A 23,443-nucleotide genomic window follows, 5' to 3' on the forward strand; every position below is an offset into this window, starting at 1 on the left:
GCCGTAAAGCGGGATTATTTAACAGAAATGGGAGGAACAGTTTTAAAGTTTGAGGTTTAATGTTTGAAGTTTAAGCGGGGAAGCATTTAATTGTTTAATGCTCAGCTGGTATACCGGACACGTTGTACTCAACAGGTATCCATACACGGTAGCGGCTTTTAACATCCCAGTTGTTTCCCGCCGAGGAGAAATCAACCAGCGGTATATCAATGTTCACCGGGTTTTCGCCGCTGCCTGTTTTGTTGTAGCGGGTAAAATATAACCAGGCGCCGGGCCTGGCAGCAGGTGCCTGTTCTGCCGTGTCGTTGTTGCTGCCGGTGCTGGTGATGGCGGCATCAATGGGGTAGCTACTGAAACGGCTATCTCTTGCCAGCACTACCGGTCCGCGTGTAAAAGCGGCAAAGTCGCCCTGCGGGGTGTGGTGTACCTGTGTTTTAATGCGCATGTCAACATGCAGGGTAATTACATCGCCTTTTTTCCAGGTTTGCTGCAAGGTGAAATAGCGGCCGGGTGTAATGCTGTCTGTAACCGGTTTGCCGTTTACTGCTACCTGCGTATGCGCACTCCATGCCGGTATGCGCAGGTTAATGGCAGCGTTTACAGGAGCATCGGGCTGCAGGGTAATGGCAACATCGCCATCAGCGGGGTAGCCGGTTGTAAGCTGCAGCTGCAGTTGGTGATTGCCCGGCAGTTGCAGTTGTGCGTGCGCTGCATTATACAGGTTGAGGTAAATATTTTGCTGCTGCTGCATTACAGCCACATCGGGCAGCAGGGTATAACCGCGCGGGCCATTGGCCATGCAGCAGTTAATGTGCATGTTGCACTGAAACTCATCAAGGTCCCTGAACCCCTGCAGGCTGCTGTATTTGCTGAAGCGGCCTGATGGAGATAGTGAGCCGGGCAGGTTATTATAAGCGGTGGTCTCAATGTCATCGAGCAGCTGCGGGTTGCCGGTAATGCGGTACAGCTCGTAGCAGAGCTTCATCCAGGTAATGGTAACACAGGTTTCCATGGTATGCATGGATGGAAAGTATTGCTGCGACTGGCCACCATACCAGCATTCCATTGCCGCGCCGGAACCAACGATATTGATTTCTGTTTGGCGGATATTGGCTACGGTTTGCACCACGGCATTGAGGTAATCTTTGTTGCCGGTGAACCGGTAAAGCTTCAGCAAGCCATCGTAACAGCTCATCATTTCATAAGCTTTGGCACCATTTTTCCAGGTCCACCATTCTTCAGGTGTTGCGGTAGTAAACCGTTGGGCAACCGGCACGTTTTGCAGGGCCTTGCTGATGAGTTGCGGCCCCTCCGGTGTTTCCCATTGCGTTACGATGTATTGTGCAAAAGCAAGATAGTTTTTGTTGCCGGTGCGCTCGTACAGCAGCATTACAGGTTCTAATATGGAAGAGCTGGGCATACCGCGGAAGTTACCGGTTAATACAATGTTGGCTTTGCCCGGACCGATTTCTGTTAAGGTATAATCCAGCAAGCGTTCTGCACCTGCCAGTGCTTTTTTATCGCCTGTAAGATCATAGTAATACACCAGGCCGAGCAGGGTATATTTTCTGCCCCATACATCCCATCCCTGCAGGTGTTTGCCGGGTGCGTAATTGCCAATATACCCATCTGCCGTTTGCGTGGCAAGTATACCGGTAACAGCTTGCTGCATGGTGTGCAGCAAGGCAGTGTTTGTTGTATCGTATGCATATGCTTTTACGGCAGAGAGCATCCATTTACCCCAGAATTCTGTTTGCCATAAACTGCTTTCATTTCTTTCTTTGAAAGGAGCAACCAGTGATGCCACGTCCTGCGCGTTAATGCTGTGTTGTGTTACAAACTGCAATTTTTCGCCAAGGTAGCCATCGAACTGCAGGTGTGTAGCCGGGTTGGCTGCATAGGGCTGCCTGCTGTCTGCTTTAAATGGCAGGTGCGAAGCAACCTGTGCATGGGCAGCATATAAACCCGACAACAGGCAGGTAAACAGCAACAGGGCTCTTTGCATATGGTGTATTTTGCCCTGAAGGTAAGTTGCCTGGTTTAAAAATACCATTGCAAAAATGGCAGCTGCATAAAATATTTTGCCACGGGCCTGTATCTGTTAAAATAGTATTTTCAATTGCTGTTTTGCAATTAATGTTATTCTAACAATTATTTAAAAGCATGAAAAGAACATTGCGATTGATCCCGTTTTTATTGTTCGCTGCCGTGTCACCTGCAAGTGCACAGCAGTGGCTGCCTTTGTACAAAGACAGTATTCCCAACAGTATCCCATCGCCAGATAAGGAAAAGATGGAGATACAGCATGGTATTGAAATTACCAGCAATATTACCCGGCCGGGTATTACTTTGTATCAACCTGCGAAGCCCAATGGCGCGGCAGTGATTATATGCCCCGGCGGTGGTTACTGGATTGAAGCCACCAGTCATGAAGGTGCTGATGTGGCCAAACGTTTTGCCGCTGCAGGGGTAACGGCAATTGTATTAAAGTACCGCATACCCAATGCCGAAACCATGCGCGATAAAAGCATTGGTGCCTTGCAGGATGCACAGCAGGCTTTACGGCTGGTACGTGCGCATGCAGCAGCCTGGCATATTGATGCGGCGCGTGTAGGTATAATGGGCTTTTCTGCGGGTGGGCACCTGGCATCCAGCGCAGGCACGCATTTTACAAAAAGCTTTCTGCCGGAAGCTGATACGGCGGGCTTGCGGCCTTCGTTTATGATACTGGTATACCCGGTGATCAGTTTCAGCAACACCATCGGTCATTCCGGTTCGCGTGAGCAGCTGCTGGGCAAGGCGCCTGATACCGCACAGGTGCAATACTTTTCTAACGAGCTGCAGGTAACGGCTGCCACCCCGCCCACCTTCCTGGTACATGCCAGCGACGATGACGGCGTAAGTCCTGAGAACAGCATTTTATTTTACCAGGCATTGCTGCGCAACCATGTACCTGCTGAAATGCATTTGTACCAGCAGGGCAAGCATGGATTTGGTATGCATTTGCCCAACAGTAAAATTGACTGGATGAATGATTGCCTCAACTGGATGGCAACCAACCAGTGGACCAGGTAAACCAATCTCCCATCACCGATAAAGCTTAGCCATGCTATCAACCATTAACAGCATGCCCTTACAACAGGTAAGCAGGCAACCATTTTTATTTTACAAACGAAGTTTCTTTATACTATGCGCAGCGGTTGCAATGGCAGCCTGCGGCGGCAAACAGCCCAACAGCGATCAGTGGAATGTATACGGCGGAAACAAAGCCGGTACACGGTATTCATCACTTACACAGATTGATACAGGTAATGTGCAGCAGCTGGCTGTTGCATGGACGTATCATACCCATGATGCAGATACGGTTAATCATTCGCAGATACAATGCAACCCCATTATTGTAGACAACGTGTTATACGGCAGCACGCCACAGCAAAAGATCTTTGCACTGGATGCCGCTACCGGTAAGCAGAAATGGGTGTTTGACCCGCTGGATAAGAAATCGGGTGATGCCTCGTTTTTTGTGATGAACAATATCCGTGGTGTAAGTTACTGGGCAAGCGGGGATGATAAACGTATTCTTTTTACAGCAGGTGCCTACCTGTATGCCATTAGTGCAACAGATGGTAAACCAATCCCTGCTTTCGGGAACAAAGGCCGTATTGACCTGCATGATGGCCTGGGCAGAGATGTAAGTCAATTGTTCGTAACCAATACCTCGCCGGGCATTATTTACAAAGACCTCATTATTACCGGCACCAGGGTAGATGAAGGCGCCAATGCAGCACCCGGGCATATCCGCGCGTATGATGTGCGTACCGGTAAACAACAATGGATTTTCCATACCATACCACAGCCTGGTGAGCCGGGTTATGAAACCTGGGAAGATCCCAATGCCTGGAAACATATCGGCGGTGCCAACTGCTGGAGTGGTTTTACACTGGATGAACAAAAAGGGATAGTGTTTGCTGCCGTGGGATCTGCTTCCTATGACTTTTATGGCGGCATGCGCAAAGGCGCCAACCTTTATGCCGATTGCATGCTGGCACTGGATGCAGCCACAGGTAAACTGGTGTGGCATTTCCAGGATATACACCACGACCTGTGGGACAAAGACATACCAACACCACCGGCACTGGTAACCATACAACGTGATGGTAAAAATATTGAAGCAGTAGCACAGCCCACCAAAACCGGTTATGTGTTTGTATTAGACCGTGCAACAGGCAAGCCATTGTATGATGTAAAAGAAGTGCCTGTGCCAACAGTGTCTGATCTGAAAGGTGAGAAAGTATATCCCACGCAGCCCATGCCGGTATTGCCCAAGCCATTTGCAAGGCAGCATATGAGCGAAGAAGATATCAATCCATTGTTGTCAGCTGCCGAACAGGACAGCCTGAAAAAAGTATTGCAATCGCTGCATCATGACAATATGTTTGACCCGCCCTCGCAAACCGGTACGCTCATATTCCCGGGCTATGATGGCGGCGCAGAATGGAGCGGCCCGGCATTTGACCAGCAGACAGGGCTGTTGTATGTAAATGCCAATGAAATGCCTTGGATACTGCATATGAAAGAAGTGAAAGCAGCGCAACAGCAGGCAGAGAACTGGCTGCAGGCAGGTCAGCGTTTGTATCAAACCAACTGTATTACCTGTCATGGGCCTGAGCGTAAAGGCGGGGGCAACTATCCTTCGCTGGTTGAAGCAAATAAAAAATACAATGCCTTGCAACTGGATACACTGCTGCTGAACGGCCGCAGGATGATGCCTGCCTTTCGCCAGCTGAGCCTGCAGGAACGCCAGGCCATTGCTTCGTTTATACTGGATAACAAAAAAGCACAGGCAACAGTATTTACCGGGCCTAAGGCAGCGCCTGACAGCTTTCTGCAACTGCCATATGCGGGCACCGGGTACATCAAGTTTCTTGCGAAAGATGGTACGCCCGCCATACGCCCTCCCTGGGGTACCTTAAGTGCGATAAATTTAAATACCGGCAATATTGACTGGCAGATACCATTGGGACAAACAGCTGCCGGTGAACAACATGGTGTTGTAACAGGAACGGAGAATTATGGCGGCCCCGCTGTAACGGCCGGTGGCCTTGTGTTTATTGCTGCAACCAGTGATGCCAAAATACGCGCATTCAACAAACACACGGGTAAATTATTGTGGGAGCATGCGCTGCCTGCCAGCGGCTTTGCCACGCCAGCTGTGTATGCCGTAAATGGTAAACAGTATGTGGTAATTGCATGTGGTGGCGGTAAGCTGCACACCAGTTCGGGCGATAGTTATGTAGCGTTCAGTATACCGGATAAGAAATAACCGGGCTTTAACAATGCACTGCACAGTAAGCATGGCACAATAATGGCAACACAAACAGAAAATAGCTTATCATGGAAATCATTATTCAATCATTAGGGTTCAAAGCAGGCGATTCTCTGGAAACATTTGTGAAGGATAAGTTGAACACGCTGAAAAGCGACCGTATTGTAAGCGCCAATGTAACACTGTACAAAGGGCCAGACAGTGATCCGGAAAGCAATTACTGTGAAATACGCCTTGAAGCACCGGGCAACGACCCGTTTGTAAAAAAACAGGGTGCGCATTTTGAAACAGCTATCAGCGAATGTGTGGAGGTATTGACACAGATGTTGCAAAAATCGAAAGACAAGCAATCAGCTGCACGCAAGGCAGAGAGTGCAGCGATACAGGATGCCCTGCTGGAAGGAGAAGATGAAAGCGATGGTACTGAACCTGAACTGGAAGATGTGGTAAAATAATCAAAGTGTTAAACGTAATAATAACAGGCCCGGGTATTCCGGGCTTTTTATTGGGATACTATTTTCCCGTCTTTGACAACGGTTCTTTGGAAACCGGGTCATGGTTCATCTTGGTGTGGCATGCCTGTACAAGCAGGCAAAGCAGAGCTATAACAGAAACTCTCATGTGTTGAGTTGAAAGGTGATGGCAGTGTACACTTCCGGTCATGTAATTAATATCACTTACCAAAGCCATGGCCAAAGAACTGGCACCAAACGAAAAAAAACAGCAGCTTTTAATACAGCGATCAATGAATGGCATGCAGTAGTTACAGGCACCAACCAGGATGATGTAAATGCCGCTGCCACTGCATAGAAACTGGGTTTATTGCTGCGGCTGGACTACTTTTGTACAGCAATAACCAAAACCAGGAAACACTATGAAACCATACGTTATATGTCACATGCTGAGCTCAATTGATGGCAGAATACAAACCGCAAACTGGAAGGGCATGAACGACCAGGGCCTGTACGAACGCACCGGTGAAACAACCGAAGCCCAGGCCTGGATGTGTGGCCGTACCACCATGCAGCAACATTTTGCAGTTCCCTTACCTGATTTACCCGAAGCCCCGGCTGATTTGCAGAAGCGTGACCATGTAGGCAATTGCCAGTCTGATACCTGTGCCGTAGTGGTAGATCAGCATGGCAAGCTGGGATGGGCAAGCTCTACCATTGACGGAGATCACATTATAGTGGTATTGACAGAAGCGGTTTCATTGAACTATGTGGCCTACCTGCGCAGCCTTGGTATCTCTTATATTTTCGGCGGCAAAACAGAGATCAATTTCAGCAATGTGCTGGAAAAACTGAACCAGCTGTTTAATATATCCAGGATTAAACTCGAAGGTGGCGGTGGCATTAACGGCTCTATGCACCAGGCCGGTTTAATTGATGAATACAGTTTTGTGTATTACCCGGTGGCAGATGGAAGCGTGAGCCCTACCAGTATTGATACCAACCAAAAGCCCGGTATATCAGCATTTACAAACCTTACCTTACTGCATTGTGAAGTGCTGGAGGGAAACATGGTGTGGTTGCGCTACAAAGTAGAGCGATAGTAGTGGAAGATCGCTGGTGAAAAGTGAATAGTGAATGAACTTGGCGAATTAAATTATACAGCCAATGCCGGTGTCCGCACCGGCATTTTTTTGCTGCTGCCAGTTCAGATTTTCACCTTGTTCCATGCTTCTTTGCCGGAGTTGGCGGTTTGACCGTTGGGCAAAGGAAGCTCTTCTTCGCAGCCGGGAGCACCACCGGCGGTTGCGGCCTGTGATTTTTTAAGGAAATCCTGCTGCCTGGCCGTGCTGTCTAACCCCATCATTTAAATGAGCCGTTTGAGCAATGGCATAGGGCTGCATCAGAAGATTATTATTCCCGAGGTCTTCATTCCTTCACACCCATATCTCGGGAGAGCGGCTCGCTGCCTGGTTTTGCCGGTGGTGGGGCAGGTGCGGGCTTATCCACGGTATTGCTGATGCGGTGAATATGGATGTCCTGCTGCGGGAAGGGAATGCTGATGTCGTTCTTTTTGAAATGTTCGTTGATGGTTGCAATGGTATCGCTGCGTACAGTGAATGCATCGCGCAGCTGGCGTACCCAGAACAGGATCTTAATATCGATGGAGCTGTTGTTAAACGCTTCGAACTGCACAATGGGTTCGGGATATTTCATGATGCGTTCATCTGCGCTCAACAGCTGCAATAACAGGGTTCTGGCTTTTTCGAGATCGGTATTGTAGGCCACACCCATTAAAATGTTCATTCTTCTTTTGCTGCCGCCAGATGTCCAGTTAATGAGGTGCGAACTTAACAGGTCGCCGTTGGGCATAATCAGGTCTGCCCCGTCCCAGGTAGTAATAATACTGCTTCTGAAGCCGATGGATTTCATGGTACCGCCCTGCCCGCCTATTTCAACCACATCGCCCACGTTCACGGGTTTTTCAAATGCAATGATTAAACCGCTTACCAGGCTGTTCACCAATGTTTGCAGGCCCAGGCCCACACCCACGCCCAGGGCGCCCAGTACAAGTGTAATTTTATCGAGCGATAAGCCGGCAGCTGCAAAAGCGAAGAATAAGCCAATGCTGATAATAGAAATGCGTACAAGCAATAACCAGCTGCCCAAACCTGTTCTTCCCTCTTTTTGGGGTTTGCCACCGGAGGGTTGTTTGTCTGAAGCGAAATATGATACAATGCGTGAGGTAATCACGGAGATACCCATAATGAGTACAAAAATGAGCAGACTATCGATAGAGAATGTGTAACTGCCCACGCTTCTTTCTGCTGCCAGAAATGTTTTGAAGGGGTCTGAAATAAGCCGGAAGGCATAGAAGTTGCGGCCAAACAAAATAAACCAGCCCACAATGAGCAACAGGTAAAACAGGGGCGGGGCCTGCCTGCCCACGCGTTCGAAGTTGATGTAAAAAAGCTTCCTCTCCTGCCCGTTGTACACGCTGAATGCAAGGCTCAATGCTTCGTTGATGAGGCGCACCGTCCACAGGAACATGATGGCAATAATTACGTTAAAGTAACTGCTGGTGAGCAGGGTTTTGGCCAAGTTGTAACGTCCCCATATATTGGCAATAACAGCACAGCACTGGAGCACGGTCATTAGCCCGATGGCATACACAATCCATTGTTCGCGGAGATCTTTTTTGGGCCCTTTCATTAAAGCAATAGTGCCGGTAAGCAAACCGGCCAGGGCCAGCAGCAGCATCCACCAGCGTTCTGTGCGCGATGCCTGTAAAATAAGGTTATCGGCACAGGCTGCAACAAAGAGCACCAGCAGCAGCAGCCATACACGCATCCAGTATTTTGAAATAAAGCCGCGGAAAATAATGTGTAATGCGATAGCGGATAATACCCATAAAATAGCATTGAACACAAAGGGGGGCGCCGGGAATAAAAACTGGAACAGGTTTAATACGATCATTACGGCGGAGAGTACCGGGTAACGCAGTACCAGCTGACCGGATAAATCATTCCGCATCAGTTCACGTTCGGTATAAATTTTTTTCAGGGAGCGCAGGTAAATGGAAGCAACCGCGATGAGCAGCAGCAACAGGAAGATTTTTCCTGTATTGTTGTTTACATAAAATTTAAGCGTGAGCAGGCTTTTGGCATACGAGTAACGGATAATCTGCTGCATGGGCCTGTTGTAGGTGGAAGGCACCCATAAATTGGAAAACTCGCGGCTGAAGGTTTTCTGCGAAATGCTGCGCTGGTATAATTCCACCTCATCCAGGCTGGCGGCCAGTTTGTACACTTCATAGTTTAATGCGTTCTGCAGCACTTCCACATTGGTGATGGCTGTTTTCAGCGAACTGTCAACCGGGGCTACTTCATACGCGGTAACTACCAGTCTTTCCACGTATTTGCGTGCTGTGGCAGAATCCGGCGACATGATAAACAGCGAGTTGTCGCTTGAGAGGGAATCTATTTCGTAGTGAAAGCGCGCCAGTTTTCGCTGGAAAATGTCCAGTTCTGTTTTGCGCACATTGGCGCGGTAATACAGTATTGACAACAGGTTGAAGGTGGTATTGAGGTTGCGGTGTGTTTGTGAGGTGCCCCTGTTGGTAAAAACACCATCACCTGCAAGCGCATGCCAGGCCTTGATATTGGCCAGTTCGGTGTTGATACCGCTGGTATCGATACCGGCTTTCATGTAGGCTTTGGCTTTTTGTTCGGTTTTCTTGATGGCTTCAAAAATTTCGGTCTGCAGCATGCGGGTTTTGTCTTCCCGCAAATCTGCCACACTGGAGGTGCGCGCATTTTCTATTACCTTCTGTATTTTTTTCAGAAAATTACCCGGCGCAGTGTCTTTGGTTGATTGGGCATTCAGGCTGTCGCGCTGCCTGATGAGGCTGTCGCGTACCTTGATAATACTGTCCTGGTTGGGCAGGCTGTCCTGTATTTGTGCGGCAAGGGGCAGGCAGCAGAGCAATAGAAACACGGGCATCAGCAAACGCAGGTTTGCCATAATGTGGTACAGAAAGCCCCGGTGCTGTGCAGCCATACGTTTGCGGATTTTGTATTTAAATTTACTGATATTATTAACGGTTAATGTAACCAAAGGTTACGGGCAAGCGGTTGGGGGGAGCTTTCAATTACGGGCATGGCAGGTTGGGGTAACCAGGGTTGTGTGCTGTACAATGGGGAAATGGCCGGGATTTGGTGTTTTTACACTGATGTAAAAACGGGCAGTTGCAGGTGAAAAAACGGCAATTCGCGTGTTTTACCGGTTAACCAGGCTGTTCATTTACGCTAAAACGGCTATTCTGGCCAAAGATTTCAGGTTATGCATGTATAATGCTTTTATTTATACCTGCTTTTGTTTATTTTTCCGGTTTATATGATATCCGTAAGCCAGGGGTTATAATCGGCAGTTGCTGTTGATTTCTTTAAACGAAGGCAGGGATTTCAGTATTTTATAGATCAAATACTTACCTTTATTTAAATCACTCGCAAATGCGCCTAATGGTATCTTCTCTCCCTGCAGATTTTGACAAGTATGCACTTCAACGACTTTTTTCTCCTTTTGGATGGGTGTCATTTGCAAAAGTTTACTATGATCCCATCACCATGAGAAGCACCCGTAAAGGTTTGGTAGAAATGGAAGATCCTGCGCAGGCACGTGCTGCAATGGAAGCGCTCCAGGGAAGAATGCTGGGTCAAAATCCACTCAAGATTAAGGAAGCAAAGGAAAAACAGTAATTTTTACAGTTACCGTGTAGCTGTTTGAAAACTTGTTGTTATTGAATGGTACGCCATTTTTGTACTTCCTGCTGGTGTGTTACTGCGGCCGGGGTAAGCAACCCCAGCCGGCACATGCCTTTTCCATGCCTGCCTCCTTCCCAGGCACCTGGTATCCCGGCCATCATGTTATTGGCCTGTTCCATAAATTTCAGGGTTCACCGGTTGTGGTAATCTTTCGCCGTTAAAGGCTGCGATGATGTTTTTGGCTGCCAGTACAGACATGGCTGCCCTTGTTTCTGTTGTAGCAGAGCCTACATGCGGCAGTACAGCCACATTGGGCATATTGAGCAGGGGATTACCGGCCAGCATAGGCTCGGGATTGGTTACGTCGAGACCTGCGCCCCAAATCACACCGTTTTGCAAAGCAGCAATTAAATCGGCTTCACAATGAATGCCGCCCCTTGCCGTATTGACGAAAATAGCGCTGCGTTTCATTTTTTCAAACGCGGCCTTGTTGAATATACCGGCTGTTTCGGGTGTAAGGGCCGTGTGCACAGATAATACATCGCTTTGTTCCAGCAGCGTATTGAAGGCTACTTTTTGTGCGCCCAGTTCTTTTTCAGCCACCGGGTTGCTGCCACGGTTGTGGTAAATGATGCGCATATTATAAGCGCCTGCACAACGCCTGGCCATTTCAAGTCCTATTTTGCCCATGCCTAAAATACCCAGGGTTTTGCCCTGCAGTTCTATGCCCAGGTTGCTGGCAGGGTCAAAGAAAGTCCACTGGCCGTTTACAATTGTTTTATGGAGGTAGAATGCCTTGCGCGATACAGCGAGCATGAGTAGAAAAGCGGTATCTGCTGTGGGGTTGTTGCGCACGCTTTGCGTGTTGCCTACAGGAATTTTCATGCGTGTGGCGGCTGCAACGTCTACATGATCGTAACCGGTAGAGAGCAGGGATATTACTTTCAGGTGCCGGTTGTGTTCAAGAAAATGCTGGTCTATTTTATCAGCAGCGGCAACAAGCAACGCGTCGTGTTCACTGCTGTAGCGAATTAATTCATCTGTGGTTAAATCTCTTTTCTGATCCCATTCTGTTAGTTCATATCCTGCTTTTTTAAGCAATGCCGAACCTGCAGCAGGAATTACCCTTGTTGCAAATACTTTCATCTCTGTCCATTTTAAAGTTCATGCATACACTGCAACAGCAACGTTAAACAGGCACTGCTGCAGGTATATTATTCACTTCATATGGCTGCACCGGTAATAACAATGCTTATGCCGGTATGCAAAAGTAACAAGTGTAAGCGTGGCGAACGCCAATACTGGAGCGGGCTTTACAAAAGTTATCATAAAGTATGGCATCAATCGTTGATATATACCATTGCTGCGTTGATTGTGACAAGTTGACTACTGAACAATGCAGCCATTGAACGATTGAACGGCCGCCTCTGCGGCTAAACGATCCGCCGGTTAAGCCTTGGCTACGGTTTCGGTGAAGGAGGCAACCTGTAGCTTGCCGTAAATTTTTTTGATATGGCTGCTGTAAGCCGCGTGTTTATATGAGTTCAGGATATGTATTCAGCTAACGTAGAAAAAGCAACAGCCATTGCAGATCAAATGCTGCAATAAGCCTGGCAGGTGCTGCAATGGCGTTGCAGTAGTGGGGGATGGCATTAACTTACTTCACCATAAATTCTTTTGCACAAAGCAACATGCTCGTTAAATGCGAACAGCGCAAGTGTGGCCAGGTGTTGTGTTTCCTTTTCTCCAGGCGAAGTTTTGCCTTTGGCGTCGCCGAGGTAGGTTTTTGCCAGGTCGCGCAAAAATTCGTGGTTGCTCAATTGTGCCTGCATGTATAACTTGTCAAAGTCATTACCGGAAGATGATTTGAGCTGCTCAATCAGCGCCTTGCCTTCTTCGCTCATGGGTGGAACGGGGGTTTGGGTATCGTTCAGTACTTTAACAACCGCAATGGCCTCTTCCAGTTCGAAGCCTGCAAATTCCTTTGCATTTTTCTGCATGGCCTTGTCTACTGCCAGCTGGCTGGCAAGTATAGAAAGCTGCGCGCGTGGCATTACTTCGCTTCGGAATTTGTCTTCTGTAATAGCTGTACCACCGGTTAGTTGCCTGATGTTTCTGCCATTCGCATGGAAGGAAGAAAGCAATGCGCCTGACATGGACAAGCCTGCAATAATAGTTGCTGATTTTTTTAGAAAATCCCTTCTTTGATCGTTTTCCTGTAAGTTCATAAGTGACAAACTTTAATGTGATAAATGGGAGAGGTGCACAGAGAAATAAAAAAGTTCACTACAAAATTATCTTACTCGGAAGCCGTAGTCAAGGCACGGGTTATCGCAAACAATGTATATGTAGCGGGTTATTGGAGGAGTTCAAGTGTTCAATGGGACGCTGGTTGAAATGGTGATGCATGCTGGTTTGAACAATGCTGATTGCAGCAGGTATATCCCCACAATTGGGGATGCAATAACACAGATAAGGGGATTTTACAGGCTGTTACCCATTGGTAATTTTGTGGTGTAATAATACCGTTTTGAATAAATCAGTAAATCAAATTGAAATGAATACGCATCAGCATCGTACATTAGGCGCTTTTGAAAAGGCATTCTGGCTGCTTGACCAGGTAGATTCAAAAGATTTTGCACTGGCTGCAGAAGTGGAAGGAACCGCAACAGCAGGCGAATGGCAGGCTGCAGTAAATGCATTGCAGCAGCGGCACCCCAACCTGTGTGTACGCATCACCGTTGATGCATATAACCGCCCGGTATTTACACCTGTGCCGGGTAAAGCCATCCCGTTTCGCGTAGTGGATGCAGCGGAGCATTACCGCTGGGAGCAGGAAGTGGAAACAGAACTGGCCACCCGTTTTAATACGGCCGAAGGGCCGCTGCTGCGTGCGGTTATTGTACGTAAGCCGGCCGGCACTGTTATCATCCTGGTATCGCATCATGCTATAGCAGATGGCACTTCCCTGGCTTACCTGATGCGTGATGTATTGCAGGCTGTTACCGGTAAAACCCTGTCAGCAATGCCTGCAGCAGTTTCAAACGATGAATTGCTGGGTATGCCTGAAGATAGCGTGGGGGATATTGCCAAACAGGCATTGGTATTTGAAACACCGGTTGCTGTTGTGCCGCATGTAGATAAGATTCAACTATCGCAACAGCTTACCGAAAAACTGGTTAAGCGTTCACGGGAAGAAGCTACTACTGTTCATGGTGCTTTATGTGCTGCTGTTTTGATGGCCGGAAGAAAGCTGGATAATACCTGGAAAGATGAACGTATTGAAATGATTTCGCCTGTTTGTGCAAGAAGGGCTTTGAAGATTGGTGATGAATGTAACCTGAATATTACCACGCATCCCGTATACTTTGAGCCCGGGCAGGTGATGAGTTTCTGGGAGCTGGCGCGTTTTGCGAAAGCAGGACTGGAGGGTGTACGCAGTGTTGAGCATGTGCGTGGCTATCTTAACTTTTTCAGGGAGCTGACTTTTAACGGGAAAGACATAGCTACCATGCTCGAACCAATGAAGGCAGCATTCAATCACCAGGTTATGATTACCAATCTCGGTCGTATTAAATACGATACTGATTTCGGCGCCATGCAGCTGAAGGCATTGTGGGGGCCAATGGTTTTGTCTGGCAAAGGTAAGGAGCAGACAATTGGCGCTAATGCATCCAATGGATCCATTTGCTTAACTAACACCAGTCAAACGCCGCTGCCTTCTTTGTTTAAGCTTGTTGAGCAGTTGCTGGAAGTTGCCTGTGATGTGCCGGTGCTGGGCACAGTGTTATAGTAAAGCTGTTAATACATGCATTATGGTTAATAAGAAAACATTGGTGCTGGGTGCAACACCCCATGCAGCTAAATGCGCGTGGAGGGCATCACACCAGTTGGTGAACAGGGGACATAAGATAAAAGCCTTAACAGGAGCGTTAAGGCTTTTAGTTTGCAGAAGCGTTATTGCTTAATCAACTTAAAACTGTTTTTGCTGCCGTTGCCAACCTTTACCAGGTAGGTTCCTGCGCTCAGGTTGCTTACGTTGATGGTAATGTTACCTGCAACGGTGTGTGATTTTTTGCGAAGTGTTTCACGGCCGTTTAAATCAAACAGGTGAATGTCTGTATTAGCAGGTACGTTGGTTAACGTAACAATGCCTGTGGCAGGGTTGGGGAATAGTGTTATTGTTTTTTCGCCGGCATCCTGTTTAGCGGTTGTGACTGGTGATGCAGCAATAGCATTGCCGGTTCTGGCGGTTGAGCCAGGGGCTGCCAGCTTCCATTGTCCGTGGGTTTGGTTGTTATCGTCGTACTGGTCAATATTGTCTCCTGCATTTAATCCGCCGCCGTATACTTCTACAACGCGCCCGCTGTGTGCGGCTTTCAGCTTGTAGTAGTTATTATCCGCAGCAAGCAGGATGAACTGCTGGTTATAGTTTCCGCTGTAAGTCCATTGCTGTACATTGGCTACATTGTTCGTGCTGGCATATACTACATCTACAGCCTTGCCTGTTGCTACGTTGATTATTTTGTAGGTTCCGTCACCCAGATCGGTTAAGGTAAACTGCTGGTTGGTGGCGCCTGTGCCTGTCCATTGCAGTATGTTGGTGCCATCTGCAGGGTTACCGCCCGCCACATCCATGTATTTGCCACTGTTCCTGTTTTGCAGTGAATAAGTGCCGCTTTTGCCCGTAACACCATTGGCGCGGATTTTTATAGAGGTAATGCGGTTATCCCAGCCATTGTCGCCCAAACAGTCGTCATTGCCGGTAAAGGTTGCAGTGCTGCCTCCGAAATTATCATCAGCATATACCATTGCCTTATAACCTGCAGGAATTTTGATGGAAGATATATCGTCATTGGCAATGCCTTTTGCACTGAGTGCGCTGTAGGTATAATCGCCAATACCCAGTTTAATACCATAACCTCCATAGCTGCAATTGCTATAAAAAGTGGGTATTGCTGGTGTGATGATGGCATAGGCTGTAGCGCCGAGGATGGCGGCGCCGGCGGCATTCGGGTGCAGGTTGTCGTTGTACAGGGTATTGCGCTTGTTTTGGGTAGGACTGTTGAAATCAATCACAGTGGCGCCCTTGTTAATGCTGATTTGCGTGATCAGGGGAATGACTTCGTTCTGCAGGTTGGCGATCTGCGCATTGTCTGCATAACAGGCAACAGGATATACTACATAAATTGCCGGGTTTCTCCCGTTTTGCCTGAATGCATCAATCATGGATGCATAGTCGTTGTAGAAATCATTTTTGTATATCCAGTTATCCGGATGTGCATCATTGGTGCCGAGTGATATAATGAGTATTTGCGGATCGAAGTTTTTAGCGGTGGTAAAGGCCGATGTGTTCCAGTAAGGCGAAGGTGCTTTTTTCAACATAGTAGTGCCGCTTACGCCGCAGTTGAGTACGGTGTATTGGTTGCCAAGCAGGGTGCCAAGTTGCGCAGGCCATGCCTGTGTACCGGGATCAGACAGGCCGTAACCGGCAGTAACGCTATTGCCTACGCAAACTACACGTGTTTGTGCAGCAAGTGGTAAAGCACAGCAGAGTAATTGTATTGCCAGCGATAAGGTAAAAAGTGTTTTCATTGCAGCTTAATTTGTTTGTAAAGAGCGTGCGCACGAAAGGTGCGCACGCTTGTGTGTACTATTGTTATTGCAGGTGCCAGCGCTGTGCGTCGCCGCCATTCCAGCCCCATTGAACCAGTTTGTAGCCGTTTACATTTGAACTGGAATTATCCAGCGCGCCGCTGGTTTGCTGGTTCCATATTTTAAAGCTGCCGTCTGACTGTTTATCTACCCACCAGCGTTGATTGGTGGCACGGGAAGGTGTCCATTGTACTATTTGCAGATCGTTGGCAGGTGAGCCGCCCGGCACATCCAGGGCTTTCCAGCTGGACTGGCTGATGATGTTCCAGGAATTGTCTTCATTCTGTGTAAAGTTCCAGCGCTGGTTAAGTCCGTTGTTAAAGCCCCATAACACTACACCGGCGCCATTGGTGCTAACGTTCCCGTTGTCAATGGCAATGCCATTCTGCTGGCTTACAATGGTGTGTGTGCCTGCAATTTCATCGGGCTGTGCGCCGGGTGTAAACTGCAGCCAGGCCACGGCACTAACGAATTTGGTAGAGCCTGCGTTGTCATCAACCGGGGTTTGCTGTGCCCATCCGTTCCAGGTAATATTCCTGTCTGTACGGCGTGTGTTCCAGATAGCAGTGGCATTCTGCTGCATCCATGTATAATAGGTACTCCACTGGTGGTTGTCTCTTACAAAATGCCCCAGTCCGCGAGCAAACTCATCAGCCCAGGTATCGAGATAGCCTGCGCTGTTGCTGATGATGCCATTGGTAGTCATGTTGTTTCTTACATAGTCAATTGCTTTTTTGGCATCGTTGAAGTACATGGGGTCACCGGTAATCTGGTACAGCAGGTTGGCGAAGTCTGCGAATGATCCCTGGTTGTAAACAGCAGAACCCTGGTCAACCACATTGTTGCGGTCGATGCTTGCATACACCAGGCCTGTGCTGGTATTAAAAAGATGTGTTTGTGACCAGGCATAAATTTGTTTGGCCCTGTCAAGATAATAGCTGTCGTGGTTGGCCTGGTAAATATAACAGGCCAGTTTGCCCATGGGATTATTGGAAAGGGCGCATTTATTGATGGCTTCGCCTGCAGGCGTCATGTCGGGCTGTTGCTCCCATATGCCACCGCCATTGTACTGGGTATCCCATCCGCGTGCCCATGCCATATCGAACCCGTATTTCGCCTGGGTAAGCAGGTTCTGGGTGCCTGTTTGCAGGTATCCGCGGATGAGGGCGAGGGACATCCAGGCGATATCATCATTCCAGCCATCCCATGCCCATGGTGTGGGAACGAGTTGCAGAAAGCTGTTGCACAAATTGTTCACAAGTGTTTTGTGCGCTGTGCTGCCTGTGCGTTCATAGGCATCTTCCATGCCCTGGATGTTGAGCGCAAGCGTCCAGGTGCCATTGGAAGCGTTGTCGTTAATAGACTTCTTGTAGTACGTGTTGCCGCCTGCATTTACCAGGAATGCATTGTTGTAGGCATTGATGGCGGCATCGGCATTACCGGAGTTGACTACATTGCGTGTACTCGTTTTATTGGCTTGTGTGGCCTGTGCAGCGGGGTCGGATGTTTTTTTACAGGCAGCAAAAAGCAGGGCCGCGGCAGCAAGGGGTGCCAGTACACGGGTAAACGTGTTGTTGTTTACATACGTCTTCTTCATTGGTTTTTGAATTTTCGTTTATAATGGATGAATGAAAAAAATGCATAACAAGGCAAGGCCATGCAGCTTGCAGTGCAGGCAATACCCATTTAGGTTATAATGGGAATAACGGTTTACAGCGCCGGGAACAGGCGCACAGGGTACTTAAGACAAGGGGAATGATAACGGTACAATCACGGGGAACGCGGGAATAAATACGATCAGTGAAAGCTTACCTGTGAAGCAGGTACAGCAGCAATAACATAGCCTTTCTTCCTATATTGAAAGCAACTCTTAGTATGCGCAATGCCCTGCGCATGTGCTGTTCTACAGTGTTCTCCGAGATGTTTAAATGACGGGCTATTTCTTTATTGGACAGCTCATGCTCCCTGCGTAACCGGAATACGGTTTGGCACTGGGAAGGCAGTTTTTTGATTTCTTCGCTTAGTAATAATTCCAGCTCTCTGGTTTGTATATAAGTCTCTACATCATTTGCAGCGGCAGTATATGTTTGCGGGGAATACTCATACACTTTACGCTGCACCAGTTCTTTCCTGAAATGATCGAGGATACGGTATTTGAGAATGGTATAAAGCCAGGCCCTGAGTGAATGGATTTCATGGGCAGCTTGTTTGTTGTTGTGTAAGGTAACAAATACATTCTGCACCAGCTCTTTCGCAATTTCGCGGTCATTTGTTTTCTGAACAGCAATCGTCAGCAGTTCTATTGCATGCGTTTGGTACAATTGTGCAAAGGCTGCTTCATTGCCTTTCTGCCAAAGCAGGATCAGTTCTTTTTCAGTATGGTTAAGGAGAGGTTTGATAGATGGCAATTAATCGTTGAAGCAATATTAGGTAATTTTAACAGTATGCTGTGTGCTGTTTTTAGCTAAAATCAGCTAAATATACGCACTGAAAAAAAACTTTAAAAAAATTACCGGCCGGCTAACGGCAGGGCTTCATTGCTTCGACTTATGTTGGGGAATACGCTCACAATCACGATAAACAGGCTGTTTGAATGACACAAGACCGGCTTATATACTTGTTGGAATGTTATGCACAAAATGCATGCAGTGATGCAGAACTGGCAGAGTTGGAAGAATGGTATCATGCACACAACCCGGGTGGTAAAAACATGGGCAGCTGGTTGCAGGAATATAGCAGGGAGCGCTTGTCTGAAGAAATGTATCTGCAGTTTCGCCGGATGAAGGAGCCTGCTGCCAAACGTGTTATATTAATTAAATTATACAGGGCTGCCGCAGCTGCTGCTGTTGTGTTTGCCGCGGCAGGTACAATGTATTTGGCCAGGCATTCAGCACATATGGTACAGCCGGCAGAGACGGCAATGCAGGCTGGTATAAAAAACGATTCCATTAAACCAGGCAGCAATAAGGCAGTACTGATACTTGCTGATAAAACAGTTATCACACTGGGCGATACGGTAAGCGGTGTGATTGCCGTGCAGGGCCATGCTACAATTGACCAGGTGCAGAAGGGGGCTATTGCCTATAACCAGGCAAACGATGCGCCCGCGCCGGATAAAATGCAGTACAATACCTTATCTACCCCGCGCGGTGGAAAGTATACTGTGTCACTGGCAGACGGGACACTGGTTACCCTTGATGCCGCGTCTTCAATCACTTACCCTGTGGCCTTTACAGGCAAGGAGCGGCGTGTAGAAATTACCGGCCAGGCTTATTTTGAAGTGGTACACAGGGATGCACAACCATTTCGTGTAACTGCCAACGGGCAAACCATTGAAGACGTAGGCACTGCATTTAATATAAATGCCTATAATGATGAATCTGCTGTCAGGGTAACGCTGGCATCAGGCAGGGCAGATGTATTTAACGCATCCGGGCGGGTATCCTTAATCCCGGGTGAGCAGGCGCAGGTAAACAATGGCCAGCAGCAAATTAAAGTAAGCACCGTGAATGTGGAAGAAACCATTGCCTGGAAAAACGGCTGGTTTATCTTTCATCATGAAAGCATACAGCAGGTGATGAAACAGGCCGCGCGCTGGTACGATATAGAAGTAGCCTACGAAGGCGTGCCTATGAATAAAACCTTTGGCGGAACGATATCGAAATACAAGGATATCGCCGAACTGTTGCAGAACCTGAGAATTGTAAGCGGTATTCAATACAGGATAGAAGGAAGAAGAATAACCCTGTTTAATTAGCATCAGCTATCAGCGCAGCAATAACGGTGCTGCGCCGGTTTTACCGGTAACGTACATGCCGGTGGTAACGCTGTGTGCCTTCATGTGTATCAAATCTGAACAATATTCATCTATTTATAAACATTGTTTTATTACGTGAAGCCATTTCACGAATGCCAAAACTACTCTTGCCATGAAATTATCTTACTTGTTGCCGGTGGTATTTTTACTGGTGACTACTGCTGGTTTTGCCCAGAAAATTACGCTGGATAAAAACAATATTCCACTTACAGAAGCACTGTCGTTTATACGGCAGCAAAGCGGTTACAGTATATTGTATGATGAAGCTGTTTTGCGTAAAGCGCAGCATGTAAGTGTGCACATCAAAAACGGAACGCTGGATGAAGCACTGAAACAATGTTTTAACGAACAGCCCTTTACTTACACAATCAGCAACAAAACCATTCTTATTACACCCAGGCCGGATGTTAAGCCGAAGCCCGGCGTTTTCCAGGTAACGGGAAAGATAACCGATGAAAAGGGCCAACCCATGCAGGGCGCCACAGTGGCGTTAAAGAATACTGCCAACAGTACATCCGCACAAAAAGACGGAACGTTTAGTATAAAACTGCCGGATGGGAATGGGGTGCTGGTTTTTTCGTCCGTGGGTTTCGCCTTGCAGGAAGTGCCGGTGAACAATACTGCTGAAATTAATGTGACGCTGAAAGAGCAGGTAGCGGGATTGAATGATGTAGTGGTGGTGGCCTATGGTGAACAGAAAAAAGTAACCTCTATCGGCGCCATCAGCAGCATTAATGTAGAAGAATTGAAGCAGCCGGTAGCCAATCTTACAGATGTTATTGCAGGCCGCATTGCCGGTGTGGTTGGAGTACAGCGCAGCGGGCAGCCCGGGTACGATAACGCGGAGATTTATATCAGGGGCATTTCCACCTTTACCAATAGCAGTCCGCTGGTGCTGGTAGATGGTGTTGAACGTGACTATGCGAATGTAGATCCTGAAGATATTGCCAGCTTCAGCATTCTTAAAGATGCTTCTGCCACTGCTGTGTATGGGGTACGTGGTGCAAACGGTGTTATCATTATTCAAACAAAAAAAGGAAAGGTGGGCAAACCGCGTATCAATGCGCAGTATGACCAGGGCATTACGCAGTTTACCAGGATACCCAAATTTGCAGATGGGGTTACTTATATGCAAATGGCGAACGAGGCTTATCACAACAGCAACCCGGATGATCCATTGCCTAAATATACGCAGGACAGGATAGATAAAACAGCCAGCGGTACAGATCCTGATCTGTATCCCAATGTGAACTGGTTTAAGGAGCTGTTTAAAAAGTATGGCCAAAACAGGCGGGCAAGGGTAAATGCAGGCGGTGGTTCTGACAATGCGCAGTATTATTTGTCTGTTGGCTACTATGATGAAAATGGCCTGTTTAAAACAGATCAGCTGGCCAATTACAATTCTGCCATCAAATTCAATCGCTACAATTTCACATCGAACCTTACGCTGAAAGTAACGAAGTCTACCAAAGTTGATTTCGGAGCATCCGGCTGGATCAGCAACGGCAATTACCCGGGCACTGCAGTGGGGGATATCTGGAATTCGGCCTACCTGCTGCCGCCGATTGTTATTCCTACGGTTTATTCCAACGGGCTGCATTCGCAGATACGTACCGGCAACATCAACAACCCATACAACCTGCTTACGCAAAGCGGGTATATCAGCGAGTTCAGAAGCCAGCTCTGGAGCAATATCCGTGTTACGCAGGATCTTGGCGGGTTGTTGAAAGGACTTTCTGCAACAGGCATGTTTTCGTTTGATAACTATAACGCACATACCATACAGCGTACCAAAACAGTAGACGGTTATCTTGCCACGGGCCGCGATTCGAGCGGGAAATTACTGTTAGACCGCACATCGGTAGGTACCAGTTTCCTGGACTATAAAAGAGTGAACGGCGGTACGCGCCAGTTTTATACAGAAGCTGCATTGAACTATACCAATTCATTCGGGCCGCATAGCGTAACAGGCCTGGTGTTGTTTAACCAGTCAGATAAGGTAGATGCATTTGTAGATGATTTTATCAGCTCTATTCCTTACCGCTATATGGGACTTGCAGGCCGTGGTACCTATGCCTATAAAAGCAAGTACCTCGCAGAAGTAAACTTTGGCTACAACGGTTCTGAAACCTTTGCGCCCAATCACCGGTTTGGTTTCTTCCCATCGTTTGGTGCAGGCTGGGTATTGTCTGAAGAAAAATTCTTTACACCGCTGACGAATGTTTTCCAGTTTTTTAAACTGCGCTATTCTTATGGCGTAGTAGGTAACAGCAATATCGGCGGGCGTCGCTTTGCCTATATTTCAACAGTAGGCAAAGGCAATACGCTTAACGAGGGCAAGTACTCTTTTGGCAGAAACGGGACAGACAATACGGTTACAGGTCTTGATATTGGCGATTACGCAGTAGATGTAACCTGGGAAAAAGCCAGAAAGCAAAACCTCGGCGTTGAGCTGAAAACCATGAACGGTGCCGTATCCTTAACAGCAGATGTGTTCAGGGAAGACCGCAGCGGCATCTTCCGCCAGCGCGGCGATGTACCCAATAACGCGGGTTTGCTGTCATTGCCTTATGCGAACCTTGGTGAAATACACAACCGCGGTATTGATGCCACTTTTGAGATAAACAAGAAGCTGGGACGCAACTGGCAGCTGGGTTTCAGGGGAAACTTTACGTGGACAAGAGCGATGGTGATTAATGATGCCAATGCCCCCTGGCCTTATCCCTGGCAGCAACGTATTGGCCGCAAATACGGACAGCGCTTTGGTTATACGGCACTCGGGCTTTACAAAGATGCCAAAGATGTTGCGAACAGCGCTTACCAGACAGGCACCAACAAGGCAGGTGATATTAAATACAAAGACCTGAACGGCGATGGTAAAATTGATACCTATGATATGGGGCCTATTGGTTACGGCAGTTTTCCTGAAATCGTGTACGGCTTTGGGCCAACCGTTTCATGGAAAGGCTTTTCAGTGGCAGCCTGGTTTAAAGGAATCAGCAATGTGGATATATCACTGAATGGCGATGGCCTGCAGCCCTTTAGCCAGGGCGGTGAATTGGGCAACCTGCTTGCTGAAATTACCAACCGGTGGACACCAGGCAATCCCGATCCGCGCCTGTTTTATCCCCGGCTTACTTATGGTAACGACAATATGAATTATGCTAACAGCACCTGGTGGGTAAAGAATGGAGCTTTCCTACGTATGCAAACCCTGCAGCTGAGCTATGATTTTGCCGGCGCCAGGTGGCTGAAGCATGCCGGCATGTCGAACCTGAGCCTCTATTTTATCGGTTACAATCTCTGGACGATTAGCGGCTTCAAATTATGGGATGTGGAACTGGGCGATGGAAAGGGCGCACAATATCCACTTACCAAAACGTATAACCTTGGTATCAAATGTTCTTTCAAATAACTGCTTTACAATTTT

The 23,443-nt window shown here is 47.8% G+C and carries 18 protein-coding genes; 9 read left to right on the forward strand and 9 right to left on the reverse strand.

From position 1 onward, the window contains the following. Positions 1 to 94: 94 nt before the first annotated feature. A complete protein-coding gene (locus DXN05_RS09635; protein WP_158559183.1) occupies positions 95 to 2,005 on the reverse strand; it encodes a beta-L-arabinofuranosidase domain-containing protein in 1,911 nt (636 codons plus the stop codon). A 158-nt stretch (positions 2,006 to 2,163) separates the two neighbouring features. On the opposite strand from DXN05_RS09635, the gene DXN05_RS09640 reads away from it, so the two are divergent. The 5 genes from DXN05_RS09640 to DXN05_RS09655 all read left to right on the forward strand — a co-directional run bounded on the left by DXN05_RS09640 (position 2,164) and on the right by DXN05_RS09655 (position 6,881). Then, on the forward strand, positions 2,164 to 3,075 hold the full coding sequence (locus DXN05_RS09640; RefSeq protein WP_116847002.1) for an alpha/beta hydrolase: 912 nt from the start codon (positions 2,164 to 2,166) through the stop codon (positions 3,073 to 3,075). Positions 3,076 to 3,127: 52 nt separating this feature from the next. Continuing rightward, positions 3,128 to 5,323 (forward strand): outer membrane protein assembly factor BamB family protein, encoded by a 2,196-nt coding sequence (locus tag DXN05_RS09645; RefSeq protein ID WP_116847003.1) that lies wholly within the window; start codon positions 3,128 to 3,130, stop codon positions 5,321 to 5,323. Positions 5,324 to 5,394: 71 nt separating this feature from the next. Beyond that, positions 5,395 to 5,781 (forward strand): HPF/RaiA family ribosome-associated protein, encoded by a 387-nt coding sequence (locus DXN05_RS09650; protein WP_116847004.1) that lies wholly within the window; start codon positions 5,395 to 5,397, stop codon positions 5,779 to 5,781. A 184-nt stretch (positions 5,782 to 5,965) separates the two neighbouring features. Then, positions 5,966 to 6,136 (forward strand): hypothetical protein, encoded by a 171-nt coding sequence (locus DXN05_RS24625; RefSeq protein ID WP_158559185.1) that lies wholly within the window; start codon positions 5,966 to 5,968, stop codon positions 6,134 to 6,136. 64 nt (positions 6,137 to 6,200) lie between these two features. Next, the gene (locus tag DXN05_RS09655; RefSeq protein ID WP_116847005.1) at positions 6,201 to 6,881 is read left to right on the forward strand and encodes a dihydrofolate reductase family protein; all 681 of its coding nucleotides are present in this window, start codon (positions 6,201 to 6,203) and stop codon (positions 6,879 to 6,881) included. 104 nt (positions 6,882 to 6,985) lie between these two features. On the opposite strand, the gene DXN05_RS24630 is transcribed toward DXN05_RS09655, so the two are convergent. Further along, positions 6,986 to 7,144, reverse strand: coding sequence for a hypothetical protein (locus DXN05_RS24630; protein WP_158559187.1), 159 nt, complete (start codon positions 7,142 to 7,144; stop codon positions 6,986 to 6,988). A gap of 62 nt (positions 7,145 to 7,206) precedes the next feature. Continuing rightward, on the reverse strand, positions 7,207 to 9,837 hold the full coding sequence (locus DXN05_RS09660; protein WP_147313875.1) for a mechanosensitive ion channel family protein: 2,631 nt from the start codon (positions 9,835 to 9,837) through the stop codon (positions 7,207 to 7,209). A gap of 452 nt (positions 9,838 to 10,289) precedes the next feature. Between DXN05_RS09660 and DXN05_RS09665 the strand changes: the two genes are divergently transcribed. Next, complete coding sequence (locus DXN05_RS09665; RefSeq protein ID WP_116847007.1) at positions 10,290 to 10,535, forward strand: RNA recognition motif domain-containing protein; 246 nt, start codon at positions 10,290 to 10,292, stop codon at positions 10,533 to 10,535. Positions 10,536 to 10,573: 38 nt separating this feature from the next. On the opposite strand, the gene DXN05_RS24635 is transcribed toward DXN05_RS09665, so the two are convergent. From DXN05_RS24635 to DXN05_RS09675, 3 genes are all read right to left on the reverse strand, one after another. Continuing rightward, positions 10,574 to 10,720 carry a hypothetical protein gene (locus DXN05_RS24635; RefSeq protein WP_158559189.1) on the reverse strand — a complete coding sequence of 49 codons (147 nt, stop codon included), beginning with the start codon at positions 10,718 to 10,720 and terminating at the stop codon, positions 10,574 to 10,576. Beyond that, the gene (locus tag DXN05_RS09670; RefSeq protein WP_116847008.1) at positions 10,704 to 11,687 is read right to left on the reverse strand and encodes a 2-hydroxyacid dehydrogenase; all 984 of its coding nucleotides are present in this window, start codon (positions 11,685 to 11,687) and stop codon (positions 10,704 to 10,706) included. Before DXN05_RS09670 ends, DXN05_RS24635 begins: the two co-directional genes overlap by 17 nt. A 506-nt stretch (positions 11,688 to 12,193) precedes the next feature. Continuing rightward, on the reverse strand, positions 12,194 to 12,769 hold the full coding sequence (locus tag DXN05_RS09675; RefSeq protein ID WP_116847009.1) for a DUF4142 domain-containing protein: 576 nt from the start codon (positions 12,767 to 12,769) through the stop codon (positions 12,194 to 12,196). A 329-nt stretch (positions 12,770 to 13,098) separates the two neighbouring features. Between DXN05_RS09675 and DXN05_RS09680 the strand changes: the two genes are divergently transcribed. Then, entirely contained in the window at positions 13,099 to 14,334 is a 1,236-nt protein-coding gene (locus DXN05_RS09680; protein WP_116847010.1) for a phthiocerol/phthiodiolone dimycocerosyl transferase family protein, read from the forward strand. Between the two features lie 164 nt (positions 14,335 to 14,498). Here the strand turns inward: DXN05_RS09680 and DXN05_RS09685 are convergent, their stop codons facing one another. The 3 genes from DXN05_RS09685 to DXN05_RS09695 form a co-directional block, all read right to left on the reverse strand. After that, positions 14,499 to 16,136: an RICIN domain-containing protein gene (locus tag DXN05_RS09685; protein WP_116847011.1), complete on the reverse strand. Its 1,638-nt coding sequence runs from the start codon at positions 16,134 to 16,136 to the stop codon at positions 14,499 to 14,501. Positions 16,137 to 16,200: 64 nt separating this feature from the next. Next, positions 16,201 to 17,793, reverse strand: coding sequence for an RICIN domain-containing protein (locus tag DXN05_RS09690; RefSeq protein WP_116847012.1), 1,593 nt, complete (start codon positions 17,791 to 17,793; stop codon positions 16,201 to 16,203). Positions 17,794 to 18,004: 211 nt separating this feature from the next. Next, positions 18,005 to 18,604, reverse strand: a complete 600-nt coding sequence (locus tag DXN05_RS09695; RefSeq protein WP_116847013.1) for an RNA polymerase sigma factor — start codon at positions 18,602 to 18,604, stop codon at positions 18,005 to 18,007. 185 nt (positions 18,605 to 18,789) lie between these two features. Here DXN05_RS09695 and DXN05_RS09700 point away from each other — a divergent pair, with 185 nt between their 5' ends. Next, a complete protein-coding gene (locus DXN05_RS09700) occupies positions 18,790 to 19,953 on the forward strand; it encodes a FecR family protein (RefSeq protein ID WP_116847014.1) in 1,164 nt (387 codons plus the stop codon). 172 nt (positions 19,954 to 20,125) lie between these two features. After that, a complete protein-coding gene (locus DXN05_RS09705; protein ID WP_116847015.1) occupies positions 20,126 to 23,428 on the forward strand; it encodes a TonB-dependent receptor in 3,303 nt (1,100 codons plus the stop codon). Positions 23,429 to 23,443 lie beyond the last annotated feature (15 nt).

Origin of the sequence: Deminuibacter soli (assembly GCF_003412455.1) — a bacterium.
Lineage (GTDB): Bacteria > Bacteroidota > Bacteroidia > Chitinophagales > Chitinophagaceae > Deminuibacter > Deminuibacter soli.

Bases quoted from the DNA above. Each gene is read 5' to 3' on its own strand.
- DXN05_RS09670 (WP_116847008.1), bottom strand. From the start codon at position 11,687: ATGAAAGTATTTGCAACAAGGGTAATTCCTGCTGCAGGTTCGGCATTG.
- DXN05_RS09640 (WP_116847002.1), top strand. From the start codon at position 2,164: ATGAAAAGAACATTGCGATTGATCCCGTTTTTATTGTTCGCTGCCGTG.
- DXN05_RS09645 (WP_116847003.1), top strand. From the start codon at position 3,128: ATGCCCTTACAACAGGTAAGCAGGCAACCATTTTTATTTTACAAACGA.
- DXN05_RS09705 (WP_116847015.1), top strand. From the start codon at position 20,126: ATGAAATTATCTTACTTGTTGCCGGTGGTATTTTTACTGGTGACTACT.
- DXN05_RS24625 (WP_158559185.1), top strand. From the start codon at position 5,966: ATGGCAGTGTACACTTCCGGTCATGTAATTAATATCACTTACCAAAGC.
- DXN05_RS09635 (WP_158559183.1), bottom strand. From the start codon at position 2,005: ATGCAAAGAGCCCTGTTGCTGTTTACCTGCCTGTTGTCGGGTTTATAT.
- DXN05_RS09685 (WP_116847011.1), bottom strand. From the start codon at position 16,136: ATGAAAACACTTTTTACCTTATCGCTGGCAATACAATTACTCTGCTGT.
- DXN05_RS09700 (WP_116847014.1), top strand. From the start codon at position 18,790: ATGACACAAGACCGGCTTATATACTTGTTGGAATGTTATGCACAAAAT.
- DXN05_RS24635 (WP_158559189.1), bottom strand. From the start codon at position 10,720: ATGGAACAGGCCAATAACATGATGGCCGGGATACCAGGTGCCTGGGAA.
- DXN05_RS09650 (WP_116847004.1), top strand. From the start codon at position 5,395: ATGGAAATCATTATTCAATCATTAGGGTTCAAAGCAGGCGATTCTCTG.
- DXN05_RS24630 (WP_158559187.1), bottom strand. From the start codon at position 7,144: ATGATGGGGTTAGACAGCACGGCCAGGCAGCAGGATTTCCTTAAAAAA.
- DXN05_RS09655 (WP_116847005.1), top strand. From the start codon at position 6,201: ATGAAACCATACGTTATATGTCACATGCTGAGCTCAATTGATGGCAGA.
- DXN05_RS09660 (WP_147313875.1), bottom strand. From the start codon at position 9,837: ATGGCTGCACAGCACCGGGGCTTTCTGTACCACATTATGGCAAACCTG.
- DXN05_RS09680 (WP_116847010.1), top strand. From the start codon at position 13,099: ATGAATACGCATCAGCATCGTACATTAGGCGCTTTTGAAAAGGCATTC.
- DXN05_RS09675 (WP_116847009.1), bottom strand. From the start codon at position 12,769: ATGAACTTACAGGAAAACGATCAAAGAAGGGATTTTCTAAAAAAATCA.
- DXN05_RS09690 (WP_116847012.1), bottom strand. From the start codon at position 17,793: ATGAAGAAGACGTATGTAAACAACAACACGTTTACCCGTGTACTGGCA.
- DXN05_RS09665 (WP_116847007.1), top strand. From the start codon at position 10,290: ATGCGCCTAATGGTATCTTCTCTCCCTGCAGATTTTGACAAGTATGCA.